Here is a 19,086-nt window from a genome sequence, read left to right as displayed (position 1 = left end):
ATTAGTCCGCCTTGCGAAGATCGATGGCGACGGCGTTGGCGAAGAGCCAGACGCCGATGAAGCTGGCGAAGAAGATCACGTCGCGCAGCCCGATCACCCCGCGCGAGAAGCCCGCCAGCCGGTCGGTGACGGAGAGGCCGCGCGCGATCTCGGCCAGCACGGGGGTGTTGCGGCTGAGGAACTCGATCACGACGGGCGAGCCGGCGGCGGCGAAGAGGAAGCAGACGGCCACCGCGAGGACGAAGGCGATCACCTGGTTCTTCGTCAGCGCCGAGATGGCCGCGCCGATGGCGAGATAGGCGCCCGCCACCATGAGGCAGCCGAGATAGCCCGTGGCGATCACGCCGTTATCCGGGTTTCCGAGCAGGTTGACGGTGATGACGAGCGGGAAGGTAAGGGCCAGCGCGATCGCGCAGAAGGCCCAGGCCGCGAGAAACTTGCCGAGCACCGCCGCCCATTGCGGGATGGGCAGGGTCAGCAGCAGCTCGATCGTGCCGAGCCGCCGCTCCTCCGCCCAGAGTCGCATGGTGATGGCGGGAACGAGGAAGAGGAAGAGCCAGGGCACGAAGGCGAAGAACGGCTGGAGGTCCGCCGTGCCGCGCGCGAAGAAGCCGCCGACGGTGAAGGTCAGCGCACCCGACATCACGAGGAAGATGACGATGAACACATAGGCCACCGGGGTGGCGAAGTAGGAGGCCAGCTCGCGCCGGGCGACAGTGAGCGCGCCGCCCATCACGCGGCCTCCCGCGTCAGCTCGCGGAAGACGGCGTCGAGGTTCTCGCCCCGCGCCTCCAGCTCCGCCGGCGCCGCATCGGCCACCACGCGACCGCGGGCGATGACGATGGCGCGGGTGCAGACCGCGCCGACCTCCTCGAGGATGTGGGTGGAGATGATCATCGCCTTGCTCGGCGCCATGCGGAGGATGAGGTTGCGGACCTCGTGCTTCTGGTTGGGGTCGAGACCGTCGGTCGGCTCGTCCAGCACCAGCACGGGCGGGTCGTGCAGCAGCGCCTGTGCCAGGCCGACGCGGCGCTTGAAGCCCTTGGACAGCGTCTCGATCGGCTGGAGCCGCACCTCCTCGAGCTGGGTCGCGCGCATGGCGTCGTGCACGCGGTCCCCGGCCTCGGTGCCGCGATAGCCGCGCGCGCGGGCGGTGAAGCGGAGGAAGCCCTGCACCGTCATCTCGGGATAGGTGGGCGCGCCTTCCGGCAGGAAGCCGAGATGGCGCTTGGCCGCGACCGGCCGGTCCACCACGTCCTCGCCCATGATGCGGGCGGTGCCGGCGGTTGGGGTCACGAAGCCGGCCAGCATCTTCATCGTGGTGGACTTGCCCGCGCCGTTCGGGCCGAGGAAGCCCAGCACCTCCCCGGCGCGGACGGTGAAGGAGATGTCGTCCACGGCGGTGAAGGCGCCGAAGCGCTTGGTCAGGCGGTCGATCTCGATATGCGGCGCGTCCACGGCAAGCCTTCCCCCAGGGGCAGGGGCCGCGACCGAAGACATGGGCGCCCCCGCGCCGGTCGGGTTAAGGCGGGCCGGGGAGGGGCGCAAGACCCCGTGAGCTACCCCGCGGCGAGGGGCTTCAGGCTGGGATCGTGGTCGAAGATCGCCAGCAGGTTCCGCGCCGCCCGCCCGCGCTCGGTGGCCAGGAGGCCGGGGTCCTTTTCCAGCAGCAGCTCCGCCTCCTGATGCGCCACGCGCACCAGCCCGCCATGGCGCTGGGGGTCGGCGATGCGGCGCCCGATCTGCCCGGCCTGGCGGGTGCCGAGCGCGTCTCCCCCGCCGCGCTGGTCGAGATCGGCATCGGCGATGAGGAAGCCGTCCTCCGTGTCCCGGATCACCGAGAGCCGCCGCTTCTCGCCCTCCAGCAGCTCGGCCGAGGGCAGCAGCAGGCAGTAGGACTGCGCGCTCCCTCGCCCGACGCGGCCACGGAGCTGGTGGAGGGCCGAGAGGCCGAAGCGCTCGGCCTGCTCGATGATCATGATCGTGGCCTCCGGCACGTCCACGCCCACCTCCACCACCGTCGTCGCCACCAGGAGCTGCGCCCGGCCGGCGGCAAAGTCGCCCAGCGCGGCCTCCCGCACCTCCAGGCTCTGCGCGCCATGGGCGAGGCGGACCTTGTCCCCGAAGATCTCCTTCAGCCCGGCGAAGGTGGTCTCGGCGGCCACGTTGTCATGCGCCTCGCCCTCCTCAATGGCGCGCACCACCCAGTAGGCGCGGTCCCCGTTGGCGAAGGCGCGGCGGAGCGCGGCCAGCACCTCGTCCCGCCGGTCGCGGGAGACGATTCGGGTGACGATCGGCTTGCGCCCGGCCGGCCGGCCCTCCAGCCGGGAAACGGCCATCTCCCCCCATTGCGTCAGCAGGAGGGTCCGCGGGATGGGGGTGGCGGTCATCACCAGCACATCCGTCTCGCTGCCCTTCTCCGTCAGCATGAGTCGCTGGGCGACACCGAAGCGGTGCTGCTCGTCCACCACCACTAGGGCGAGGTCGCGGAACTGCACCCCTTCCTGGAACAGCGCATGGGTGCCGACGACGAGGGGCAGGGAGCCGTCCGCCAGGCGGCGCAGCACGCGGGTCCGCTCCTTGCCTTTCACGCTGCCCGCCAGCAGCGCGCATTCCACCCCCGCCGCGCCCGCGAGGCGCTGGAAGGTGCGGAGGTGCTGGCGGGCCAGCATCTCGGTCGGCGCCATGATGGCGGCCTGGGCCCCCGCCTCCACGGCGCGCAGCATGGCCATCAGCGCCACCAGCGTCTTGCCGCTGCCGACATCGCCCTGGAGCAGGCGCAGCATTCGGCGGGGGGCGGCGAGGTCGCGGTCGATCTCGGCGAGGGCCCCGGCCTGGGCGGGGGTGGGCTCGTGGCCGAAGGCGGCCAGCGCCCTCTCCCGCAGCGCGCCGTCCCCCACCAGGGACCGCCCCGGCCGCTCCAGCACGGCGCGGCGGACGAGGCCGATGGCGAGCTGCCCGGCCAGCAGCTCGTCATAGGCGAGGCGGTCCGTCGCCTCCGGGGCGGGCAGGGCCTCCGGGGCCTGGAGCGCCCGCAGCGCCTCGGCGAAGCCGGGCCAGCGGCGGCGGAGATGGGCGGGATCCTGCCATTCCGGCAGGCCGGGCAGCCTGGCCAGGGCCGCCGCCATGGCCTTGCCCACATCCCTCGGCCCGAGCCCCTTCACCAGCGGCCAGACGGGCTGGATGGCTGGAATGGCATCGGGCGGGGAGACGAATTCCGGCGCGTCCATCTGCCAGCGCGGCCCATAGCGCCGCACCCGGCCGGAGACGGTGCGCGCCGCCCCCTCGGGGAAGGTGCGGTGCAGCCACGGCCCCACCCACTTGGCCCGGAGGAAGTAGACGAGGTCGATCATTGCCCGCTCGCTCAGGCATTTCACCACCCAGGGCTGGGAGGGATTGCGGGGCGCGGTGACCGACTCGACGAGAAGGGGCACCGTCGCCACATCCCCGTCCGCGGCGTCCGACAGGCGGGTGATCCGCCGGCGGTCCACGTAGCGCTCGGGAAGGTGGAACAGCAGGTCCAGCACGCGCGGCCCCGCGGCATCGGCGAGCTGGCGCGCCTTCCCCGCGGCCTCGGGCAGGCTCTCGACCGGGGCGAGCAGGGGGAGGAGGTGTTCGGACTGGGCTGGCATGATCTCTGCTGGCGGCTATATGGCACGCCACGAACAGAAGCCGAACGGGGCCCGCGACATGGATGACGACCAGGACGAACTCTCCCCGAGGCGGCGGCGTTTGATCTTCCGGGCGAGCCATCGCGGCACGAAGGAGACGGACCTGCTGATCGGGGGCTTCGTGTCGCGGCGGATCGAATCCTTCTCCGAGGAGGAGCTGGACGAGGTCGAGGCGCTGCTGGAACTGCCGGATGTGGACCTGACGGACTGGCTCTCCGGCCGCCGCCCGGTGCCGGAGGACCTCCGCACCCCCATGATGATGCGATTGATGGAAGCCAGCGCCGCGCCCGGTGCCGGCATCCCCGATGAGATGCGGAATCCCTGAATGGCTGGACTAGAGGTCTATGGCGCGCCCGAGGGCTATGACGGCCTGCTCGTCGCCCGCCGCCGGGCGGAGGAGGCGGGCGCCGTCCTGCATGTGTGCCGGGACGATGCCCGGATGCAGCGCATGGCGGACGCCCTGGCCTTCCTCGCGCCAGGGGCCGAGGTCCTGACCTTCCCCGCCTGGGACTGCCTTCCCTACGACCGCGTCTCGCCCAATCCCGAGATCACCGCCGAGCGCGTGGCGACCCTCACCCGCTTGATGGAGGAGGCGAAGCGCCCGCGCATCGTGCTGACCACCGTCAACGCCCTCGTCCAGAAGGTGCCGCCCCGCGCCGTCTTCGCCGGGGCCACGATGCGGCTGGCCAAGGGCGGGCGGACGGATCCCGACAAGCTCCTCGCCTTCCTGGAGGCCAATGGCTACGGCCGCGCCGGGACGGTGATGGAGCCCGGCGAGTACGCGGTCCGCGGCGGCATCATCGACCTCTACCCCGCCGGCGAGCCCGACCCCGTGCGGCTGGACCTCTTCGGCGACGAGATCGAGAGCCTCCGCCGCTTCGACACGGGCACGCAGCGCAGCGGCGAGGCGTTGGGGGAATTGTGGCTGCGCCCGATGGGCGAGGTCTTCCTCGACCGCGACTCCATCACCCGCTTCCGGACAGAGTACCGCGAGCTCTTCGGCCCGGCGGCCGGGGACGATCCCCTCTATGTCAGCGTCTCCGCCGGCCAGCGCCATCCCGGGATGGAGCACTGGGCCGGGCTGTTCCACGAGAGCATGGAGACCCTGCTCGACTATCTCGGCCCGGCCTCCACCAGCCTCGACCACCAGGCCGAGGACGCGCTGGACGCCCGGCTGGAGATGATCGAGGACCATTACGAGGCCCGCCGCCTGCCCCCGCGCGAGGGGGAGGTGCCCTACCGCCCGGCCCCGCCGCGTCGCCTCTACCTCGACCGCCGCGGCTGGGACCGGATGCTCGCCACCGGCCCGGTGCTTCGCTTCAACCCCTTCGGCAAGCCCGAGGGCGGGGAGGGAATCGAGGCCGGGGGCCGCCAGGGGCGCCTGTTCACCGAGGTGCGGCAGGCCGGCGGCAACGTCTTCCAGGCCTTCCACGAGCACGCCCGCGCCATGGCGGGGCAGGGCCGGCGCACCGTGCTCGCCGGCTGGACCCGCGGCTCCCGCGACCGGCTGGCCAACCTCCTGCGCGAGGCTGATGTCCCGACCCAGGTGGTGGAGGACTGGCCCGGCGTGCAGAGGCTGCCGCCCGGCGTGGTCGGGCTGGCGGTCTGGGGGCTGGAGCGCGGCTTCATCGGTGCCCCTGGCGGTGACGGCGAGCCCGGCATCTCCGTCACCGGCGAGCAGGACCTGCTGGGCGACCGCATCGCCCGCCCGCCCCGCCGCCGCAAGCGCGCGGACCAGTTCATCGCGGACGCGACCGAGATCGAGGAGGGCGACCTCGTCGTCCATGCCGACCACGGCATCGGCCGCTATGACGGGCTGCAGACCCTGGATGCCGGCGGCGCCCCGCATGACTGCCTCCGCCTGCTCTACGAGGGCGGGGACAAGCTCTTCCTCCCCGTCGAGAACATCGAGGTTCTGACACGCTTCGGCAGCGACGCCGCGGGGGTCGCGCTCGACAAGCTCGGCGGCGTCTCCTGGCAGAACCGCAAGGCGAAGGCGAAGTCGCGCATCCAGGACATGGCGGCGCAACTCATCCGCACCGCCGCCGAGCGCCAGACGAAGGAGGGGGTGCTGGCCACCCCGCCCGAGGGCGCCTGGGACGAGTTCTGCGCCCGCTTCCCCTTCGCCGAGACGGAGGACCAGCTCCGCGCCATCTCCGACGTGCTGGAGGACCTCTCCGCCGGCAAGCCGATGGATCGGCTGATCTGCGGCGATGTCGGCTTCGGCAAGACCGAGGTCGCGCTGCGCGCCGCCTTCGTCGTGGCGATGACGGGCGCGCAGGTGGCGGTCGTCGTGCCAACCACGCTTCTCTCCCGCCAGCACTTCCGCAACTTCTCCCGCCGGTTCGAGGGGCTGCCCGTCCAGGTCGCCCAGCTCTCGCGCATGGTGACGCCGAAGGAGCAGGCGGCGGTGAAGGCGGGGCTGAAGGACGGCACGATCAACATCGTGGTCGGCACCCATGCCATCCTCGCCAAGGGCGTTGAGTTCGCCGATCTCGGCCTCGTCATCGTGGACGAGGAGCAGCATTTCGGCGTTGCGCACAAGGAGCGGCTGAAGTCGCTCAAGGCCGATGTCCACGTGCTGACGCTGACGGCCACCCCCATCCCGCGCACCCTCCAGCTCGCCCTCTCCGGCGTGCGGGAGATGAGCGTGATCGCGACGCCGCCGGTGGACAGGCTCGCCGTCCGCACCTTCATCATGCCCTGGGACAGCGTCGTGATCCGCGAGGCGATCCAGCGCGAGCGCTTCCGCGGGGGCCAGGTTTTCTGCGTCGTGCCCCGGCTGGAGGACCTACCGAAGGTCGCCACCCGGCTCTCGGAGATCGTGCCGGACATCCGCGTCGCCCAGGCGCACGGGCGGCTGACGCCGACCGAGCTCGAACGCGTCATGACCGAGTTCGGCGACGGCAAGTACGACATCCTCCTCTCGACCAATATCGTGGAGAGCGGGTTGGATATGCCCGCGGTGAACACGCTGCTGATTCACCGCGCCGACATGTTCGGCCTCGCCGGGCTCTACCAGCTCCGCGGCCGCGTCGGGCGCGGGAAGCTGCGGGGCTACGCCTATTTCACTTGGCCGCAGTCGCACCGCCTCTCGGCGGCCGCGCAGAAGCGGCTGGAGGTGATGCAGACGCTCGACAACCTCGGCGCCGGCTTCACCCTGGCCTCCCACGACCTCGACATCCGCGGCGCGGGGAACCTGCTGGGCGACGAGCAGTCCGGCCATGTGCGCGAGGTCGGCATCGAGCTCTACCAGCAGATGCTGGAGGACGCGGTGCAGGACATCCGCAACCGCCAGCGCGGCAAGGGCGGGAAGGGCGAGGCGCCGGACCGGGACTGGACGCCCAACATCAATCTCGGCCTGCCCGTCCTCATCCCCGAGGACTATGTGCGCGACCTCCCCGTGCGCCTCGGCCTCTATCGCCGCATCGGCGGGCTCGCGAACGAGGCGGAGCTGGAGGCGATGGCGGCGGAGCTGGCCGACCGCTTCGGCCCGATCCCGGAGGAGGTGGAGAACCTTCTCCAGGTCGTCTCCATCAAGCGCATGTGCCGCGAGGCCGGGGTGGAGAAGCTGGATGCCGGGCCCAAGGGCGTGGTGCTCTCCTTCCGCCGCAACAACTTCGCCAATCCCGGCGGGCTCGTCGCCTGGGTCGCCACCCAGAAGGGCGCGGTGAAGCTGCGGCCGGACCACAAGCTGGCCGTGGTGCGGGAGATGGAGCTGCCGCAGCGCGTGAAGGTGGCGCGGGAGATCCTCCAGGCGCTGCTGCGCGTGGCGAGCCAGGCGAAGGCGGCCTAGAGCATTCTCAAGCCGGGTGGACACACCCGGCGGCTCGGAAAATGCGATAAAGCAAAGGGCTAGAGCGGTTGCCGTGAGCCATGGCGAACGGAAACCGCTCTAGGCGATCTCCCGGACGAGCTTCGCCCGCATCGCGCGGGCGAAGTCGGCGCGGCTCTCGGCGGTCATCACGAAGGCGCCGTCGCCCGCGATGAGCGTCTCCTCATAGGTGCGGCTGAGGCCGGGGCGGCCGCCCTCGATCGCCAGGGCGTTCACCACGATGCCCTGCGCCGCCGCCGCCTCCCGCGCGATGCCGACGGGGTTCAGGCTCCGCATGTCCGGCGCGTCGCCGGAGAGGTCGATCGCCCGCTCGGTGGCGGCCCAGGGCGCGGCGGCGATGAGAGCGGCCGAGTGGTCCAGCGCGTCCCCGATCGCGTTCCAGGACTGTCGGGAGCGCGGCGCCTCCACCACCGCCCGAGCGAAGCCGCCGGCCGAGGCCGCGCCGCTCACGCGGTGCCAGCCCACCACCGTCGCGGCGCCGCCCGGCGCGCCCCATTCGACCAGCGCGATCCCGATCGCGGCCCGCGGCCCGGCGCCGATGGCCGAGAGGACGGAAGGATGCGTCAGCGCCTCCGCGCAGCCCTCGCGCTGGAGGCGGAACTCCTCGGCGTCGATGCTGCCGGAGGCGTCGATGGCAAGCACCAGCAGGAGGTCCACGGCCCCGTCTTGCGCGACGGCCTCAGGGGCGGCCGCATGCGAGGCGAGGGCGGGCGGGAGGAGGAGCGCCGCCCGCCGCCTGATCACGCGGCCTCCGCGATCGCGACGTCGAGCAAGCGCTGCAGCACCTCCGGCTCCTGCGCCCCGGCGATGGCGTGGCCGCCCGCCAGCACGAAGCAGGGCACGCCGTTGATGCCGAGCCGGTGGGCGCGGAGGTTCTCGGCCTGCACCGCCTCGGCATCCGAATCCCCCGCGAGGAAGCGGCGGGTGGCGGCGCGGTCCAGCCCCGCCGCCCCCGCGATGCCGGCGAGGGTGGCGTGGTCGGCGATGTCCAGCCCCTCGGCGAAATGGGCGAGGAAGAGCCGGTCCACCATCTCCTCCGCTACGCCGCGCCGGGCCGCCAGGCGAACGAGGCGGTGGGCGTCGAGCGAGGGCGGGGTGCGGTGGATGAGGTCGAAGCGGAAGGGCACGCCCTCGGCCCGGCCCATCTCGGAGAGAGTCGCGTGCAGGCGCCTTGCCCGGTCCGCCCCGCCGGGCCGGCGCGCGAATGGGTCGCGCCCCGAGGCGGGCTGCTCCGGGTTCAGCAGGAAGGGGCGCCAGATGAGCTCCGCCACGATCTCCGGCCGGGCGCGCAGGGCGCGGCGCAGGCGGCGCGTGCCGAGGAAGCACCAGGGGCAGACGAGGTCGAAGACCACCTCGATCGGCAGGCGGGCGCGGAGCGGGGAGAGCGCGTTCACGGTCCGATCTTAGCGCCGCCGGCCCCGCCCGGGCCAGGGCTCCCATGCGCGCACGGACCTGGCTCCACCGCCCGGGCGATCAACGGTGCGTGGTCACGCCCACCTGCCGGCACATGTCCAGCAGGGGGCAGGTGGAGCAGCGCGGCCGCTCCCCCGTGCAGACGAACTTGCCGAAGGGGACGAGCCGCTCGTTGATCTCCACCCAGTAGCGGCGCGGCAGCACGGCCTCCAGCGCGGCCATGCTGCGCTCGGGCGTGGCCGCGGCGATGATGCCCCAGCGGTTGGTGATGCGGTGGACATGGATGTCCACCGCGATGGCCGGGCGATCGAAGGCGACGCCGAGCGTCAGGGCCGCGATCTTCGGGCCGACGCCGCGGAAGGCCGTCAGCCCCTCCATCGTGTCCGGCACCTCGCCGCCATGCTCCTCCAGGATGCGGCGGGAGAGGGCGAGGATGTCGCGCGCCTTCGGCTCGGGGAAGGTGGCCCCGTGCAGCAGGCCGGTGAGGGTTTCCTCGTCCAGCGCCGCCATCTCCGCCGGGGTGTGGGCGGCGGCGAAGAGGCGGAGGCAGACGGGGGTGGTCACCTCGTCGCGCGTCCGGGCGGAGATGAGGCTGGCGACGAGTTGCTCGAAGGGCGATCCGTAGCCGCGGTCCCGCAGGTCGAACATCGCGGCCTTGGGGAGGTCGGAGAGGGCGGCCCGCAGGCGGCGGAAGGCCTCGTCGAAGTCGAAGGGGGCCTTGTCGGGCCTTGCTGGGCGCTCGGCTTCGAGGGATGGGCGAGGGACGGGCATGAGGAGAGGAACGCGCCTGGAGGGCCGTCGCTGCCGCCTGGCGGATGGGGTGGGATTCGAACCCACGGTGGGGTTGCCCCCACGCCGGTTTTCAAGACCGGAGCAATCGACCGCTCTGCCACCCATCCCGGGACGCGACGGCGCCGCGGGGCCGGGTTACACCGCCTCCGTGAACAAGGGAACCGCTATGCGCCGGACGGCCACTCTGCTCCTCATCCTGGTGCACGCCGCGCCCGCTCTCGCCCAGGAGACGCCGGACCCCCGCGGCACGCTGAGCCTGACCGTGGAGAACGACCTCTTCGGCGGCTCGGACCGCTACTACACGAACGGGCTGCTGCTCACCTGGCGCTCCCCCTCGGCCGACCTGCCCTGGCCGCTGGACGCGCTGGACCGCGGCCTCTCCTCCCTTACCGGCCCGGGCGCCCTCCGCTGGGGCCTGTCCTTCGGGCAGAACTTCTTCACCCCCGAGGACAAGACCCGCCGCATCCCGGACCCGCGGGACCGCCCCTATGCGGGCTATCTCTACGGCGCGGCGAGCCTGGTGCGGACCACGGAGCGCACCCAGACCCTGGCCGAGGTGCAGCTCGGCGTGGTCGGCCCCTCCGCGCTCGGGGAGTTCGTGCAGAACAACTACCACGACCTCCTGAACATCAAGAACGCCGAGGGCTGGGATCGCCAGCTGAAGGACGAGCCGGCGGCGACGCTATTGCTGGAGCGTCGCTGGCGCATCCCGCTCGGCACCCCGCTCGGCGGCGGGCTGGCCGCGGAGGCCATCCCCGTGCTCTCCGGCGCGGTCGGGAACGTGCAGACCTACGCCGCGGCGGGGGCGCTGCTCCGCATCGGCGACGGGCTGGAGGCGGACTGGGGGCCGGTCCGCATCCGCCCGGCCCTCGCGGGCTCCGGCTTCTTCCAGCCGCGGCAGGACTTCGGCTGGTACGTCTTCGCCGGGGCCGAGGGCCGCGCCGTCGCGCGCGACATCTTCCTCGACGGCAACACCTGGCGGGACGGGCCGAGCGTCGACAAGCGCCTGCTGGTGGCGGATGCCCAGGCCGGCGCCGCGGTCCTCTGGCGCGGGGTGCGCTTCGCCTACACCCACGTGCTCCGGACGGAGGAGTTCTACGGCCAGCGCGGGCGGCAGTCCTTCGGCTCCCTGAGCGTGTCCTTCCGCTTCTAGGCCCCTTCCGGGCAGGGTTCGGCGCGCGGCGCGGGCGAATGCGACAATCTGTCGCAACGCCTCCGTTGCCCCGGGGCGCGGGAAGTGGCACCTCTCCGCCCATGATCCGCCCCGGCCGCCGGTCCGTCCTGGTCCTCCCCGCCCTCCTGGCCGCCGCGCCCGCGCGCGCCCAGGGAGTGAGCTTCGATGCCTTCCTCGACGGCGTGCGCACCGACGCGCGCCGCGCGGGGGTCTCGCCCGCCACCCTCCAGCGCGCCCTCTCCGGCATCCGCCCGGTGGACCGGGTGATCGAGCTGGACCGCAAGCAGCCGGAGAGCACGCTCACCTGGGACGGGTACCGGGACCGCATCGTCAGCCAGACCCGCATCGACAACGGCCGGCGCGCCTATGCCGAGAACCGCGCCCTGCTGCAGTCTCTGGAGGCGCGCTACCGCGTGCCCGGGCGCTTCATGGTCGCCATCTGGGGGATGGAGACGAACTACGGCGGGAACACCGGCGGCTTCAACGTGGTGGAGGCTCTGGCGACGCTCGCCTGGGAGGGGCGGCGCGCGAGCTTCTTCCGGGGCGAGCTGATCTCGGCGCTGCGAATTATCGATGCCGGCCACATCACCGCCGAGCGGATGCGCGGCTCCTGGGCCGGCGCCATGGGCCACCCGCAATTCATGCCGAGCAGCTTCGAGCGGCTGGCGGTGGATGCCGACGGCGACGGGCGCAAGGACATCTGGGAGAGCCGGGCGGACGCGCTGGGCTCCATCGCCAACTACCTCGCCCGCTCCGGCTGGCGCAAGGACGAGCGCTGGGGGAGGGAGGTCATCCTCCCCGCCGGCTTCGATCCCTATTCGGCGACGCGGGAGAACGTGAAGCCGCTGCGCGAATGGGCGCGCATGGGCGTCACCTTCAGCGACGGCACGCCAGTGCCCGCCCTCGACATGACGGGGGCGGTGATCTGCCCCGGTGCCACCTCGGGCAGCCTGCAGGCCTTCCTCGTCTATCAGAACTTCAACGTCATCAGGCGCTACAATCCCTCGAACTTCTACGCGCTCGCGGTCGGAATGCTCTCCGACCGGGTGGCGTGAGGCGCGCGGGCGCCCTTCTCGGGCTCGGCCTCGCGCTGCTCTCGGGCTGCAAGGCCCCGGAGACGCCCGTGCCCGCGGGCGAGCCGCGCTACGTCGTCGGCGAGCCCTACCGGCTGCGCGACCTCTGGTTCTACCCCCGCGAGGATTTCGGCCTGGTGGAGACCGGCCTCGCCGCCGTCGCCTCCGATGCGCGCGCGGGGCGCCGCACGGCCAATGGCGAGGTCCATGACCCCGCCGCCCTCATGGCCGCCCATCGCACGCTGCAGCTGCCCGCCGTGGTCACCGTGACGAACCTGGAGAACGGGCGGTCCCTCGCCGTGAGGGTGAACGACCGCGGCCCGGCCGAGCCGGGGCGGGTGGTCGCCCTCTCCCGCCGCGCGGCGGAGCTGCTGGGCATCGCGGCCGGGCGGCCCGCGCAGGTGCGCCTCGCCGTGGAGGGCGATCTCTCCCGCCGGCTCGCGGGCGGACTGCCGGCGCCCGAGGGCAGCCGCCCCGCCATCGCCGCCGCGCCGGCCGGGGCGGTGGAGCGGGAGACCCTGGCGCCGATCGCCGGCGCCCGACAGGCCGAGCGCGTGCGGGAAGGGCGTGGCCCCCTGGTGCAGGCGGCCTCCACCGGGGGTGAGCGCGCGGCGGAGCCGGTGGTGCTGGCCGAGCGCGTGGCGCAGGGGCCGGCGATGCCGGGGTCCCTCTTCGTGCAGGGCAGCAGCTTCACCAACCGCACGGCCGCGGCCCGCCAGGCGGCGCGGCTCGGCGGCGCGCGGGTGGAACCCTTCGGCGCGGCGCGGGGGCAGGAGTGGCGCGTCCGCCTCGGGCCCTTCGCCACGCCGGCCGAGGCCGACAGGGCGCTCGACGGCGCCCTGCGCGCTGGCGTATCGGAAGCGCGTATCATCGTCGATTAGGGGCGACCGCTCGGCCAGGCTGGCCGGCGCGTCGGGAACGGGGGGCATGGGGATGCCGAAGCGTCGGGACATGATCGTGGCGGCGGCCGCGATCGGGCTTGTGGGCGGGTTGCCGGGGGAGGCGGGGGCGCAGGCGCGCAACCAGCCCGGGCGCGGCTCGCGCGCGCCCGCGCCGCCGCCGGGCTCGCCGGCCAGCACGCCGCTGGGGCCGGTGGACACCATCGCCCGCCAGGCCCTCATCATCGACGCCGATACCGGCGCCGTGCTGCTGGAGAAGAACGCGGACGAGCGGATGCCGCCCTCCTCCATGTCGAAGCTGATGACGATGTACGTCGTCTTCGACCTGCTGAAGCAGGGCCGCCTTCGCCTGGACCAGGAGTTGCCGGTGACGGAGCGCGCCTGGCGCATGGGCGGCAGCAAGATGTTCGTCCAGATCGGCAACCAGGTGAAGGTCGAGGACCTCATCCGAGGCGTCATCATCCAGTCCGGCAACGACGCCTGCATCGTGCTGGCCGAGGGCATCTCGGGCAGCGAGACGCAGTTCGCGGAGACGCTGAACGAGTACGGCAAGCGGCTCGGCCTGAACGCCAGCAACTTCCGCAACGCGACGGGCTGGCCGGACCCGGAGCACCGGATGACCTGCCGCGACCTCGCCACCCTCGCGCGGCACATCATCAACGACTTCCCCGAATACTACCGCATCTATTCCGAGCGGAGCTTCCGCTGGAACGACATCAACCAGGAGAACCGCAACCCGCTGCTCGGCCGCGTCGCCGGGGCGGACGGGCTGAAGACGGGCCACACGGAGGATGCGGGCTACGGCCTGACCGGCAGCGCCAAGCGCGGAGACCGGCGCCTGATCCTCGTCGTCAACGGCCTGCCCAGCATGGCCGCGCGGCGCGAGGAGACCGAGCGTCTGATGGAGTGGGGCTTCCGCGAGTTCGAGAACGTCGCCCTCTTCCGCGCCTCCGACACGATCGAGGAGGCGCCGGTCTATCTCGGCGAGCAGCTGAAGGTGCCGCTGGTCGGCGGGCGGGACGTGGTGCTCACCCTCCCGCGCCAGTGGCGGCGGAGCCTGCAGGTGAAGCTGCGCTACGACACGCCCATCCCCGCGCCCGTCGCGAAGGGGCAGGAGCTGGGCAGGCTGGAGGTCTCGGGCGCGGGCGTGCCGCCGATGACCGTGCCGCTGCTCGCCGGGGCCGATGTCGCGCGGCTCGGGCTGATCCCGCGCATCCCGGCGGTGATCGGGCGGATGGTCGGTGGCGCCTGACGGCTCGGCGCTCGAGGGCCGCGGGCGCTTCATCACGCTGGAAGGCGGGGAGGGGGCGGGGAAGACCACCCTCTCCCGCGCCCTGGCGGCCGCGCTGGCCGAGGGCGGGCTCCCCGTCCTCCGCACCCGCGAGCCCGGCGGCGCGCCGGGGGCGGAGGCGGTGCGCGCCCTCATCCTCGGCCAAGGCCCCTGGGATCCCGTGGCCGAGGCGATGCTGCACTTCGCCGCCCGGCGGGAGCACGTGGCGCGGAGCCTGGAGCCGGCGCTGGCCGCCGGGATCTGGGTGGTGTGCGACCGCTTCGCCGACAGCACCCTCGCCTATCAGGGGGCGGGGCAGGGGCTCTCCCGCGATGTGTGGGAGCGGCTCTGCGACCTCGCCCTCGGCCCGCTGCGCCCGGACCTGACCCTCGTGCTCGACCTCCCGCCCGAGCGCGGCATGAGTCGCGCCCTCTCCCGCGGGGATGCCAACCGCTACGAGATGCAGGGAGAGGCCTTCCACAACAGGGTGCGCGCGGGCTTCCTCGACATCGCGGCGCGGGAGCCCGGGCGCTGCGCGGTGCTCGACGCCTCCCGCCCGGCGGATGAGGTGCTCTCCCTCTCCCTCGCGGCCCTTTGCGAGCGCCTGGGCGTCCCGGCATGAATCCTCCGCCGGAGCCGCGCGCCAACCCCGCCCTGTTCGGCCAGGACCACGCCGCCGCCGCGCTGCGCGACTCCGCCCTCTCCGGCCGGATGCATCACGGCTGGATGCTGGCCGGCCCGCAGGGGATCGGGAAGGCGACCCTCGCCTGGCGCTACGCCCGCTGGATGCTGGCCGGGATGCCGCGCGGGGCGCCCGCGGGCGAGGCGCCGCTCTTCGTGCCGCCCGGCGACCCGCTCTTCGCCCGCGTCGCGGCGGGCGCCCATGCCGACCTTCGCGCCCTCGTTCCCGGGACGGGCGAGAAGGGCAAGAAGGTCATCATCCGCGTGGAGGAGGTGCGGGAGCTGACTCGCTTCCTGGCCATGACCCCGGCCGAGGGCGGCTGGCGCGTGGTGGTGATCGAGGAGATCGAGGCGATGAACGAGCAGGCGCAGAACGCCCTGCTCAAGACCCTGGAGGAGCCGCCGCCCCGCGCCGTGCTCGTCCTCACCGCCTCCGCCCCGGACCGGCTCCTGCCGACCATCCGCAGCCGCGTCCGGCGGCTGGACCTCTTCCCGCTGGAAGAGGGGCCGATGGAGAGGGTGCTCACCCTCTGGATGCCTGACATGACAGGTGAGGACAGGTCCGCCCTCGCCCGGCTCGCCGCCGGCAGCCCCGGCCGCGCCCTGACCCTGGCCGAGGGGGAGGGGCTGGCCATGGCGCGGGAGGTGGAAGGCTTCCTCGCGCGCCTGCCCCGGCCCGACCCGCGCGAGTTGCACGCCCTGGCGGACCGCCTGGCTTCCAAGCGCGACGGCAGCGCCTTCGCCACCTTCTTCGCCCTGTTGCGGGACGCGATCGCGGGCGCGCTGCGCCGGGCCGGCCGGGGGCAGGGGACCGCCCCCTGGATGGAGGGGCGCGGCCTTGCCGAGTGGGCGGGGCTGTGGGACATGCTCGGCCGGCTGGCCGACGAGACCGACACGCTCAACCTGGACCGCAAGCAGGCAGTGCTGACGGGTCTCTCCCGGCTCTCCGCCTAGGCGGGGACCGGATCGCGCCGGCGGGACATGGCGCGGGACCGGACGATGAGCGAGGCCAAGGGCGTGACGAGCGGGAAGCGTTTCTTCCTGACGACGCCGATCTACTACCTGAACGGCCAGCCCCATATCGGCCATGCCTACACCTCCATCGCCGCCGACGTGCTGGCGCGCTGGAAGCGGCTGGCGGGAAACGAGGTGTTCTTCCTCACCGGCACGGACGAGCACGGGCAGAAGGTCGAGCAGGCCGCGATCGCCGCCGGCCTCTCGCCCCAGGAGTTCACCGACCGGCTGGCCGCCGACTTCCGCAGCATGGCCGAGAGGATCGGCATCTCCTTCGACGACTTCATCCGCACGACGGAGGAGCGGCACCGGCTCTCCTGCCAGGCGCTGTGGGAGAAGCTGGCCGCCGGCGGTCACATCTATCTCGGCCATTACGAGGGCTGGTACGCCGTGCGCGACGAGGCCTTCTACGGCCCCGACGAGATCGAGGAGCGGAACGGGCAGAAGGTGGCCATCGCCTCCGGAGCGCCGGTGGAGTGGACGCGCGAGCCCTCCTACTTCTTCCGCCTCTCAGCCTGGACCGACAAGCTGCTGGATTTCTACGATTCCAACCCCGATTTCATGGCGCCCGCCAGCACGCGGCGCGAGGTGACCTCCTTCGTGAAGGCGGGGCTGCAGGACCTCTCGATCTCCCGCACCTCCTTCAAATGGGGCGTGCCCGTGCCGGGGGACGAGGCGCATGTGATGTATGTCTGGCTCGACGCGCTGACGAACTACATCACCGCCCTCGGCTATCCCGACCGCGACTCACCGCGCTGGGACTTCTGGCCCGCCGATCTCCACATGGTCGGGAAGGAGATAACGCGCTTCCACTGCGTCTACTGGCCGGCCTTCCTCATGGCCGCGGGGCTGGAGCCGCCCCGGCGCGTTTACGCCAATGGCTGGCTGACCATCGAGGGGCAGAAGATGTCCAAGTCCCTCGGCAACGGGCTGGACCCGCTTCAACTCGCCGAGGAGTTCGGGCTGGACCCGCTGCGCTACTACCTGCTGCGGGAGGTGCCCTTCGGCAATGACGGTGACTTCTCCCGCCGCGCCGTGATCGGGCGTCTTAACAGCGAGTTGGCGAACGATCTTGGCAACCTGGCGCAGCGCACGCTCTCCCTGATCCAGCGGAACTGCGAGGGCCGGCTGCCCGCCCTGGTCCCGCCCACCGAGGCGGATCGCGAGCTGCTCGGCGCCGTCGAGGCGCTGCCCGCCGCCGTGGACGAGGCCGTCTCCCGCCAGGCCTTCGGCGAGGCGCTGGAGCGGATCTGGGTCGTGGTACGGCTCGGCAATTCCTGGATCGACGCCCAGAAGCCCTGGTCGCTGAAGAAGACCGATCCCGAGCGGATGGCCGCCGTGCTGCGGAGCCTGCACACGGCGCTGCGGGCCCTGGCCACCCTGCTCCAGCCCTTCATGCCCGGGACCATGGGCGCGATGCTGGACCAGCTCGGGGTGGGGCAGGGGGCCCGCGCCCTGACGGACCTCTCCGCCCCGATCGGCGACGGCACCCCGCTGCCGCCTCCCACGCCGCTCTTCCGCAAGATCGAGGAGCCGGCCTGATGCTCGTCGATAGCCACTGCCACCTCGACTACTACGGCGAGGAGGAGATCGAGGCCGTGGTCGCCCGCGCCGTGGAAGCCGGTGTCGGCCGGATGGTCACGATCGGCGTGCGCATGGCCCAGGCCGAGACGGTGAAGGCGCTCTCGGAGCGCTTCCCCCAGGTCTGGGGAACGGTGGGCGTGCATCCGCAGAATGCGGGCGAGGGGCCGGTCGCCACGGTGGACGAGATCGTCGCCCTGGCCGACCATCCCCGCATCGTCGGGATCGGGGAGTCGGGGCTGGACTACTTCTACGACAAGGCGCCTCGCGAGGCGCAGCAGGAAAGCTTCCGCCACCACATCCGCGCCTGCCAGCGCACCGGCCTGCCGCTCGCCATCCATGCGCGGGACGCCGATGACGACATCGCCTCCATCCTCTCTGAGGAGCGTGAGTCAGGCGGGCCGTTCCCCGCGCTGCTGCACTGCTTCTCCTCCACCCGCGCCCTGGCCGAGAAGGTCGTGGCCGACGGCGGCTACGTCTCGCTCTCCGGGATCCTGACCTTCCCGAAGAGCGAGGAGCTGCGCGCCATCGTGGCGGACCTGCCGGAGGACCGGCTGCTGGTGGAGACGGACAGCCCTTATCTCGCCCCGGTGCCCCTGCGCGGAAAGCGGAACGAGCCGGCCCTGGTCGGCCACACCGCGGCGGTACTCGCCAAGGTACGCGGATGGGAGGTGGCCAAGGCGGTGGACGTGACCACCCGCAACTTCGAGCGGCTCTTCACTCGATGCGCTTAGGCGGTTGTTCTTGCTGAAGATCACCATGCTGGGTTGCGGCGGGTCGAGCGGCGTGCCGCTGCTGGGCGGCGCGGACGGGCGCGGCCATTGGGGCGCCTGCGACCCGGCCGAGCCGAGGAACCGGAGAACCCGTTCCAGCATCCTCATCCAATCGGCTGAGGGCGCAACAATTCTCATCGATGCCGGGCCGGACCTCCGGAGCCAGCTCCTGGCCGCCGGCGTGGCCCGCCTCGACGCCGTGCTGCTGACCCATGCCCATGCCGACCACGTCCTCGGGATGGATGAGTTGAGGATGGTGAACCGGATCACCGGCCGTGCCCTGCCGCTCTTCGCCACGGCGAGGACGCTGGAGGACGTTTCCCGTCGCTTCGACTACGCCTTCAGGCCGCCCACGCCCGGCTTCTTCCGCCCGTCGCTGGACCCGCAGGTGGTGAGCCCGGGCGAGACCGTCCGGATCGCGGGGCTGGATCTCCGGCTCTTCGCCCAGGATCACCGGGTAATGGAGACCCTGGGACTGAGGATCGGCGGCTTCGCTTACTCGACCGACGTGGTCGAGATGCCCGAGCCGGCGATGGACGCGCTCGCGGGCGTGCGCGACTGGATCGTCGGCTGCTTCCAGCGGGAACCGCATCCGGTCCATGCCCATGTTCCGAAAGCGGTGGAATGGGCGCGGCGGATCGGCGCGAAGCGCACGGTGCTGACGCATATGGGCCCGGACCTCGATTGGCGCTGGATGAGGGAGAACCTGCCGGCCGGGATCGAGCCGGGCTACGACGGCATGGTCCTGGAGGCAGCCCTACATGCGCTCTGATTTTGACATAATATACATTACGCGACTTGCGGGGCCGGGAAGGGGTGGGTTCTATTTTGAAGTGCGACAGGCGTTGTTTTCTCTGAGCTTTGTCGTCCGGAGCACCCCTCCATGGTTGCCTGCTACACCCAACTAACC

Annotated in this window: 17 protein-coding genes and 1 tRNA gene; 11 read left to right on the top strand and 7 right to left on the bottom strand. The window is 72.3% G+C overall.

Going from position 1 to position 19,086, the window contains the following annotated elements:
- Position 1 precedes the first annotated feature (1 nt).
- From FHS87_RS20570 to recG, 3 genes are all read right to left on the bottom strand, one after another.
- Positions 2–733, bottom strand: a complete 732-nt coding sequence (locus FHS87_RS20570) for an ABC transporter permease (protein ID WP_184521197.1) — start codon at positions 731–733, stop codon at positions 2–4.
- Entirely contained in the window at positions 733–1,458 is a 726-nt protein-coding gene (locus FHS87_RS20565; RefSeq protein WP_312862060.1) for an ABC transporter ATP-binding protein, read from the bottom strand. The genes FHS87_RS20570 and FHS87_RS20565 overlap by 1 nt, the downstream gene beginning before the upstream one ends.
- Before the next feature lie 101 nt (positions 1,459–1,559).
- Positions 1,560–3,632, bottom strand: a complete 2,073-nt coding sequence (recG, locus tag FHS87_RS20560; protein WP_184521195.1) for an ATP-dependent DNA helicase RecG — start codon at positions 3,630–3,632, stop codon at positions 1,560–1,562.
- A gap of 19 nt (positions 3,633–3,651) precedes the next feature.
- Between recG and FHS87_RS20555 the strand changes: the two genes are divergently transcribed.
- Both FHS87_RS20555 and mfd read left to right on the top strand, forming a co-directional pair.
- On the top strand, positions 3,652–3,996 hold the full coding sequence (locus tag FHS87_RS20555) for a succinate dehydrogenase assembly factor 2 (protein ID WP_376766447.1): 345 nt from the start codon (positions 3,652–3,654) through the stop codon (positions 3,994–3,996).
- Positions 3,997–7,467: a transcription-repair coupling factor gene (gene mfd / locus FHS87_RS20550; RefSeq protein ID WP_184521194.1), complete on the top strand. Its 3,471-nt coding sequence runs from the start codon at positions 3,997–3,999 to the stop codon at positions 7,465–7,467.
- Between the two features lie 99 nt (positions 7,468–7,566).
- Here mfd and FHS87_RS20545 read toward each other — a convergent pair whose 3' ends face one another.
- From FHS87_RS20545 to FHS87_RS20530, 4 genes are all read right to left on the bottom strand, one after another.
- Positions 7,567–8,250 carry a DUF1194 domain-containing protein gene (locus FHS87_RS20545; protein ID WP_312862059.1) on the bottom strand — a complete coding sequence of 228 codons (684 nt, stop codon included), beginning with the start codon at positions 8,248–8,250 and terminating at the stop codon, positions 7,567–7,569.
- Positions 8,247–8,900: a DsbA family oxidoreductase gene (locus FHS87_RS20540; RefSeq protein WP_184521193.1), complete on the bottom strand. Its 654-nt coding sequence runs from the start codon at positions 8,898–8,900 to the stop codon at positions 8,247–8,249. The genes FHS87_RS20545 and FHS87_RS20540 overlap by 4 nt, the downstream gene beginning before the upstream one ends.
- Positions 8,901–8,979: 79 nt before the next feature.
- The gene (locus FHS87_RS20535) at positions 8,980–9,690 is read right to left on the bottom strand and encodes an endonuclease III domain-containing protein (protein WP_184521192.1); all 711 of its coding nucleotides are present in this window, start codon (positions 9,688–9,690) and stop codon (positions 8,980–8,982) included.
- Positions 9,691–9,728: 38 nt separating this feature from the next.
- Positions 9,729–9,818 (bottom strand) — tRNA-Ser (locus FHS87_RS20530).
- Positions 9,819–9,877: 59 nt separating this feature from the next.
- Between FHS87_RS20530 and FHS87_RS20525 the strand changes: the two genes are divergently transcribed.
- From FHS87_RS20525 to FHS87_RS20485, 9 genes are all read left to right on the top strand, one after another.
- On the top strand, positions 9,878–10,864 hold the full coding sequence (locus tag FHS87_RS20525) for a lipid A deacylase LpxR family protein (protein WP_184521191.1): 987 nt from the start codon (positions 9,878–9,880) through the stop codon (positions 10,862–10,864).
- 101 nt (positions 10,865–10,965) lie between these two features.
- Complete coding sequence (locus tag FHS87_RS20520) at positions 10,966–11,940, top strand: lytic murein transglycosylase (RefSeq protein ID WP_184521190.1); 975 nt, start codon at positions 10,966–10,968, stop codon at positions 11,938–11,940.
- On the top strand, positions 11,937–12,839 hold the full coding sequence (locus tag FHS87_RS20515) for a septal ring lytic transglycosylase RlpA family protein (protein WP_184521189.1): 903 nt from the start codon (positions 11,937–11,939) through the stop codon (positions 12,837–12,839). Before FHS87_RS20520 ends, FHS87_RS20515 begins: the two co-directional genes overlap by 4 nt.
- Before the next feature lie 52 nt (positions 12,840–12,891).
- Complete coding sequence (locus FHS87_RS20510; protein ID WP_184521188.1) at positions 12,892–14,109, top strand: D-alanyl-D-alanine carboxypeptidase family protein; 1,218 nt, start codon at positions 12,892–12,894, stop codon at positions 14,107–14,109.
- The gene (gene tmk / locus FHS87_RS20505; protein ID WP_184521187.1) at positions 14,099–14,749 is read left to right on the top strand and encodes a dTMP kinase; all 651 of its coding nucleotides are present in this window, start codon (positions 14,099–14,101) and stop codon (positions 14,747–14,749) included. The genes FHS87_RS20510 and tmk overlap by 11 nt, the downstream gene beginning before the upstream one ends.
- Positions 14,746–15,762, top strand: coding sequence for a DNA polymerase III subunit delta' (locus FHS87_RS20500; RefSeq protein WP_184521186.1), 1,017 nt, complete (start codon positions 14,746–14,748; stop codon positions 15,760–15,762). Before tmk ends, FHS87_RS20500 begins: the two co-directional genes overlap by 4 nt.
- A 45-nt stretch (positions 15,763–15,807) precedes the next feature.
- Positions 15,808–17,364: a methionine--tRNA ligase gene (gene metG / locus FHS87_RS20495; RefSeq protein WP_184521185.1), complete on the top strand. Its 1,557-nt coding sequence runs from the start codon at positions 15,808–15,810 to the stop codon at positions 17,362–17,364.
- Positions 17,364–18,137: a TatD family hydrolase gene (locus tag FHS87_RS20490; protein WP_184521184.1), complete on the top strand. Its 774-nt coding sequence runs from the start codon at positions 17,364–17,366 to the stop codon at positions 18,135–18,137. The genes metG and FHS87_RS20490 overlap by 1 nt, the downstream gene beginning before the upstream one ends.
- A gap of 13 nt (positions 18,138–18,150) precedes the next feature.
- Entirely contained in the window at positions 18,151–18,948 is a 798-nt protein-coding gene (locus FHS87_RS20485; protein WP_184521207.1) for an MBL fold metallo-hydrolase, read from the top strand.
- Positions 18,949–19,086: the final 138 nt, after the last annotated feature.

This window comes from Muricoccus pecuniae, from assembly GCF_014199205.1.
GTDB classification, from domain to species: Bacteria; Pseudomonadota; Alphaproteobacteria; order Acetobacterales; family Acetobacteraceae; genus Roseomonas; species Roseomonas pecuniae.
This window is presented reverse-complemented; position numbering and strand designations above follow the sequence as displayed.

Bases quoted from the DNA above. Each gene is read 5' to 3' on its own strand.
- FHS87_RS20510 (WP_184521188.1), top strand. From the start codon at position 12,892: ATGCCGAAGCGTCGGGACATGATCGTGGCGGCGGCCGCGATCGGGCTT.
- FHS87_RS20570 (WP_184521197.1), bottom strand. From the start codon at position 733: ATGGGCGGCGCGCTCACTGTCGCCCGGCGCGAGCTGGCCTCCTACTTC.
- recG (WP_184521195.1), bottom strand. From the start codon at position 3,632: ATGCCAGCCCAGTCCGAACACCTCCTCCCCCTGCTCGCCCCGGTCGAG.
- FHS87_RS20555 (WP_376766447.1), top strand. From the start codon at position 3,652: ATGGCACGCCACGAACAGAAGCCGAACGGGGCCCGCGACATGGATGAC.
- FHS87_RS20500 (WP_184521186.1), top strand. From the start codon at position 14,746: ATGAATCCTCCGCCGGAGCCGCGCGCCAACCCCGCCCTGTTCGGCCAG.
- mfd (WP_184521194.1), top strand. From the start codon at position 3,997: ATGGCTGGACTAGAGGTCTATGGCGCGCCCGAGGGCTATGACGGCCTG.
- FHS87_RS20520 (WP_184521190.1), top strand. From the start codon at position 10,966: ATGATCCGCCCCGGCCGCCGGTCCGTCCTGGTCCTCCCCGCCCTCCTG.
- FHS87_RS20490 (WP_184521184.1), top strand. From the start codon at position 17,364: ATGCTCGTCGATAGCCACTGCCACCTCGACTACTACGGCGAGGAGGAG.
- metG (WP_184521185.1), top strand. From the start codon at position 15,808: ATGAGCGAGGCCAAGGGCGTGACGAGCGGGAAGCGTTTCTTCCTGACG.
- FHS87_RS20535 (WP_184521192.1), bottom strand. From the start codon at position 9,690: ATGCCCGTCCCTCGCCCATCCCTCGAAGCCGAGCGCCCAGCAAGGCCC.
- FHS87_RS20525 (WP_184521191.1), top strand. From the start codon at position 9,878: ATGCGCCGGACGGCCACTCTGCTCCTCATCCTGGTGCACGCCGCGCCC.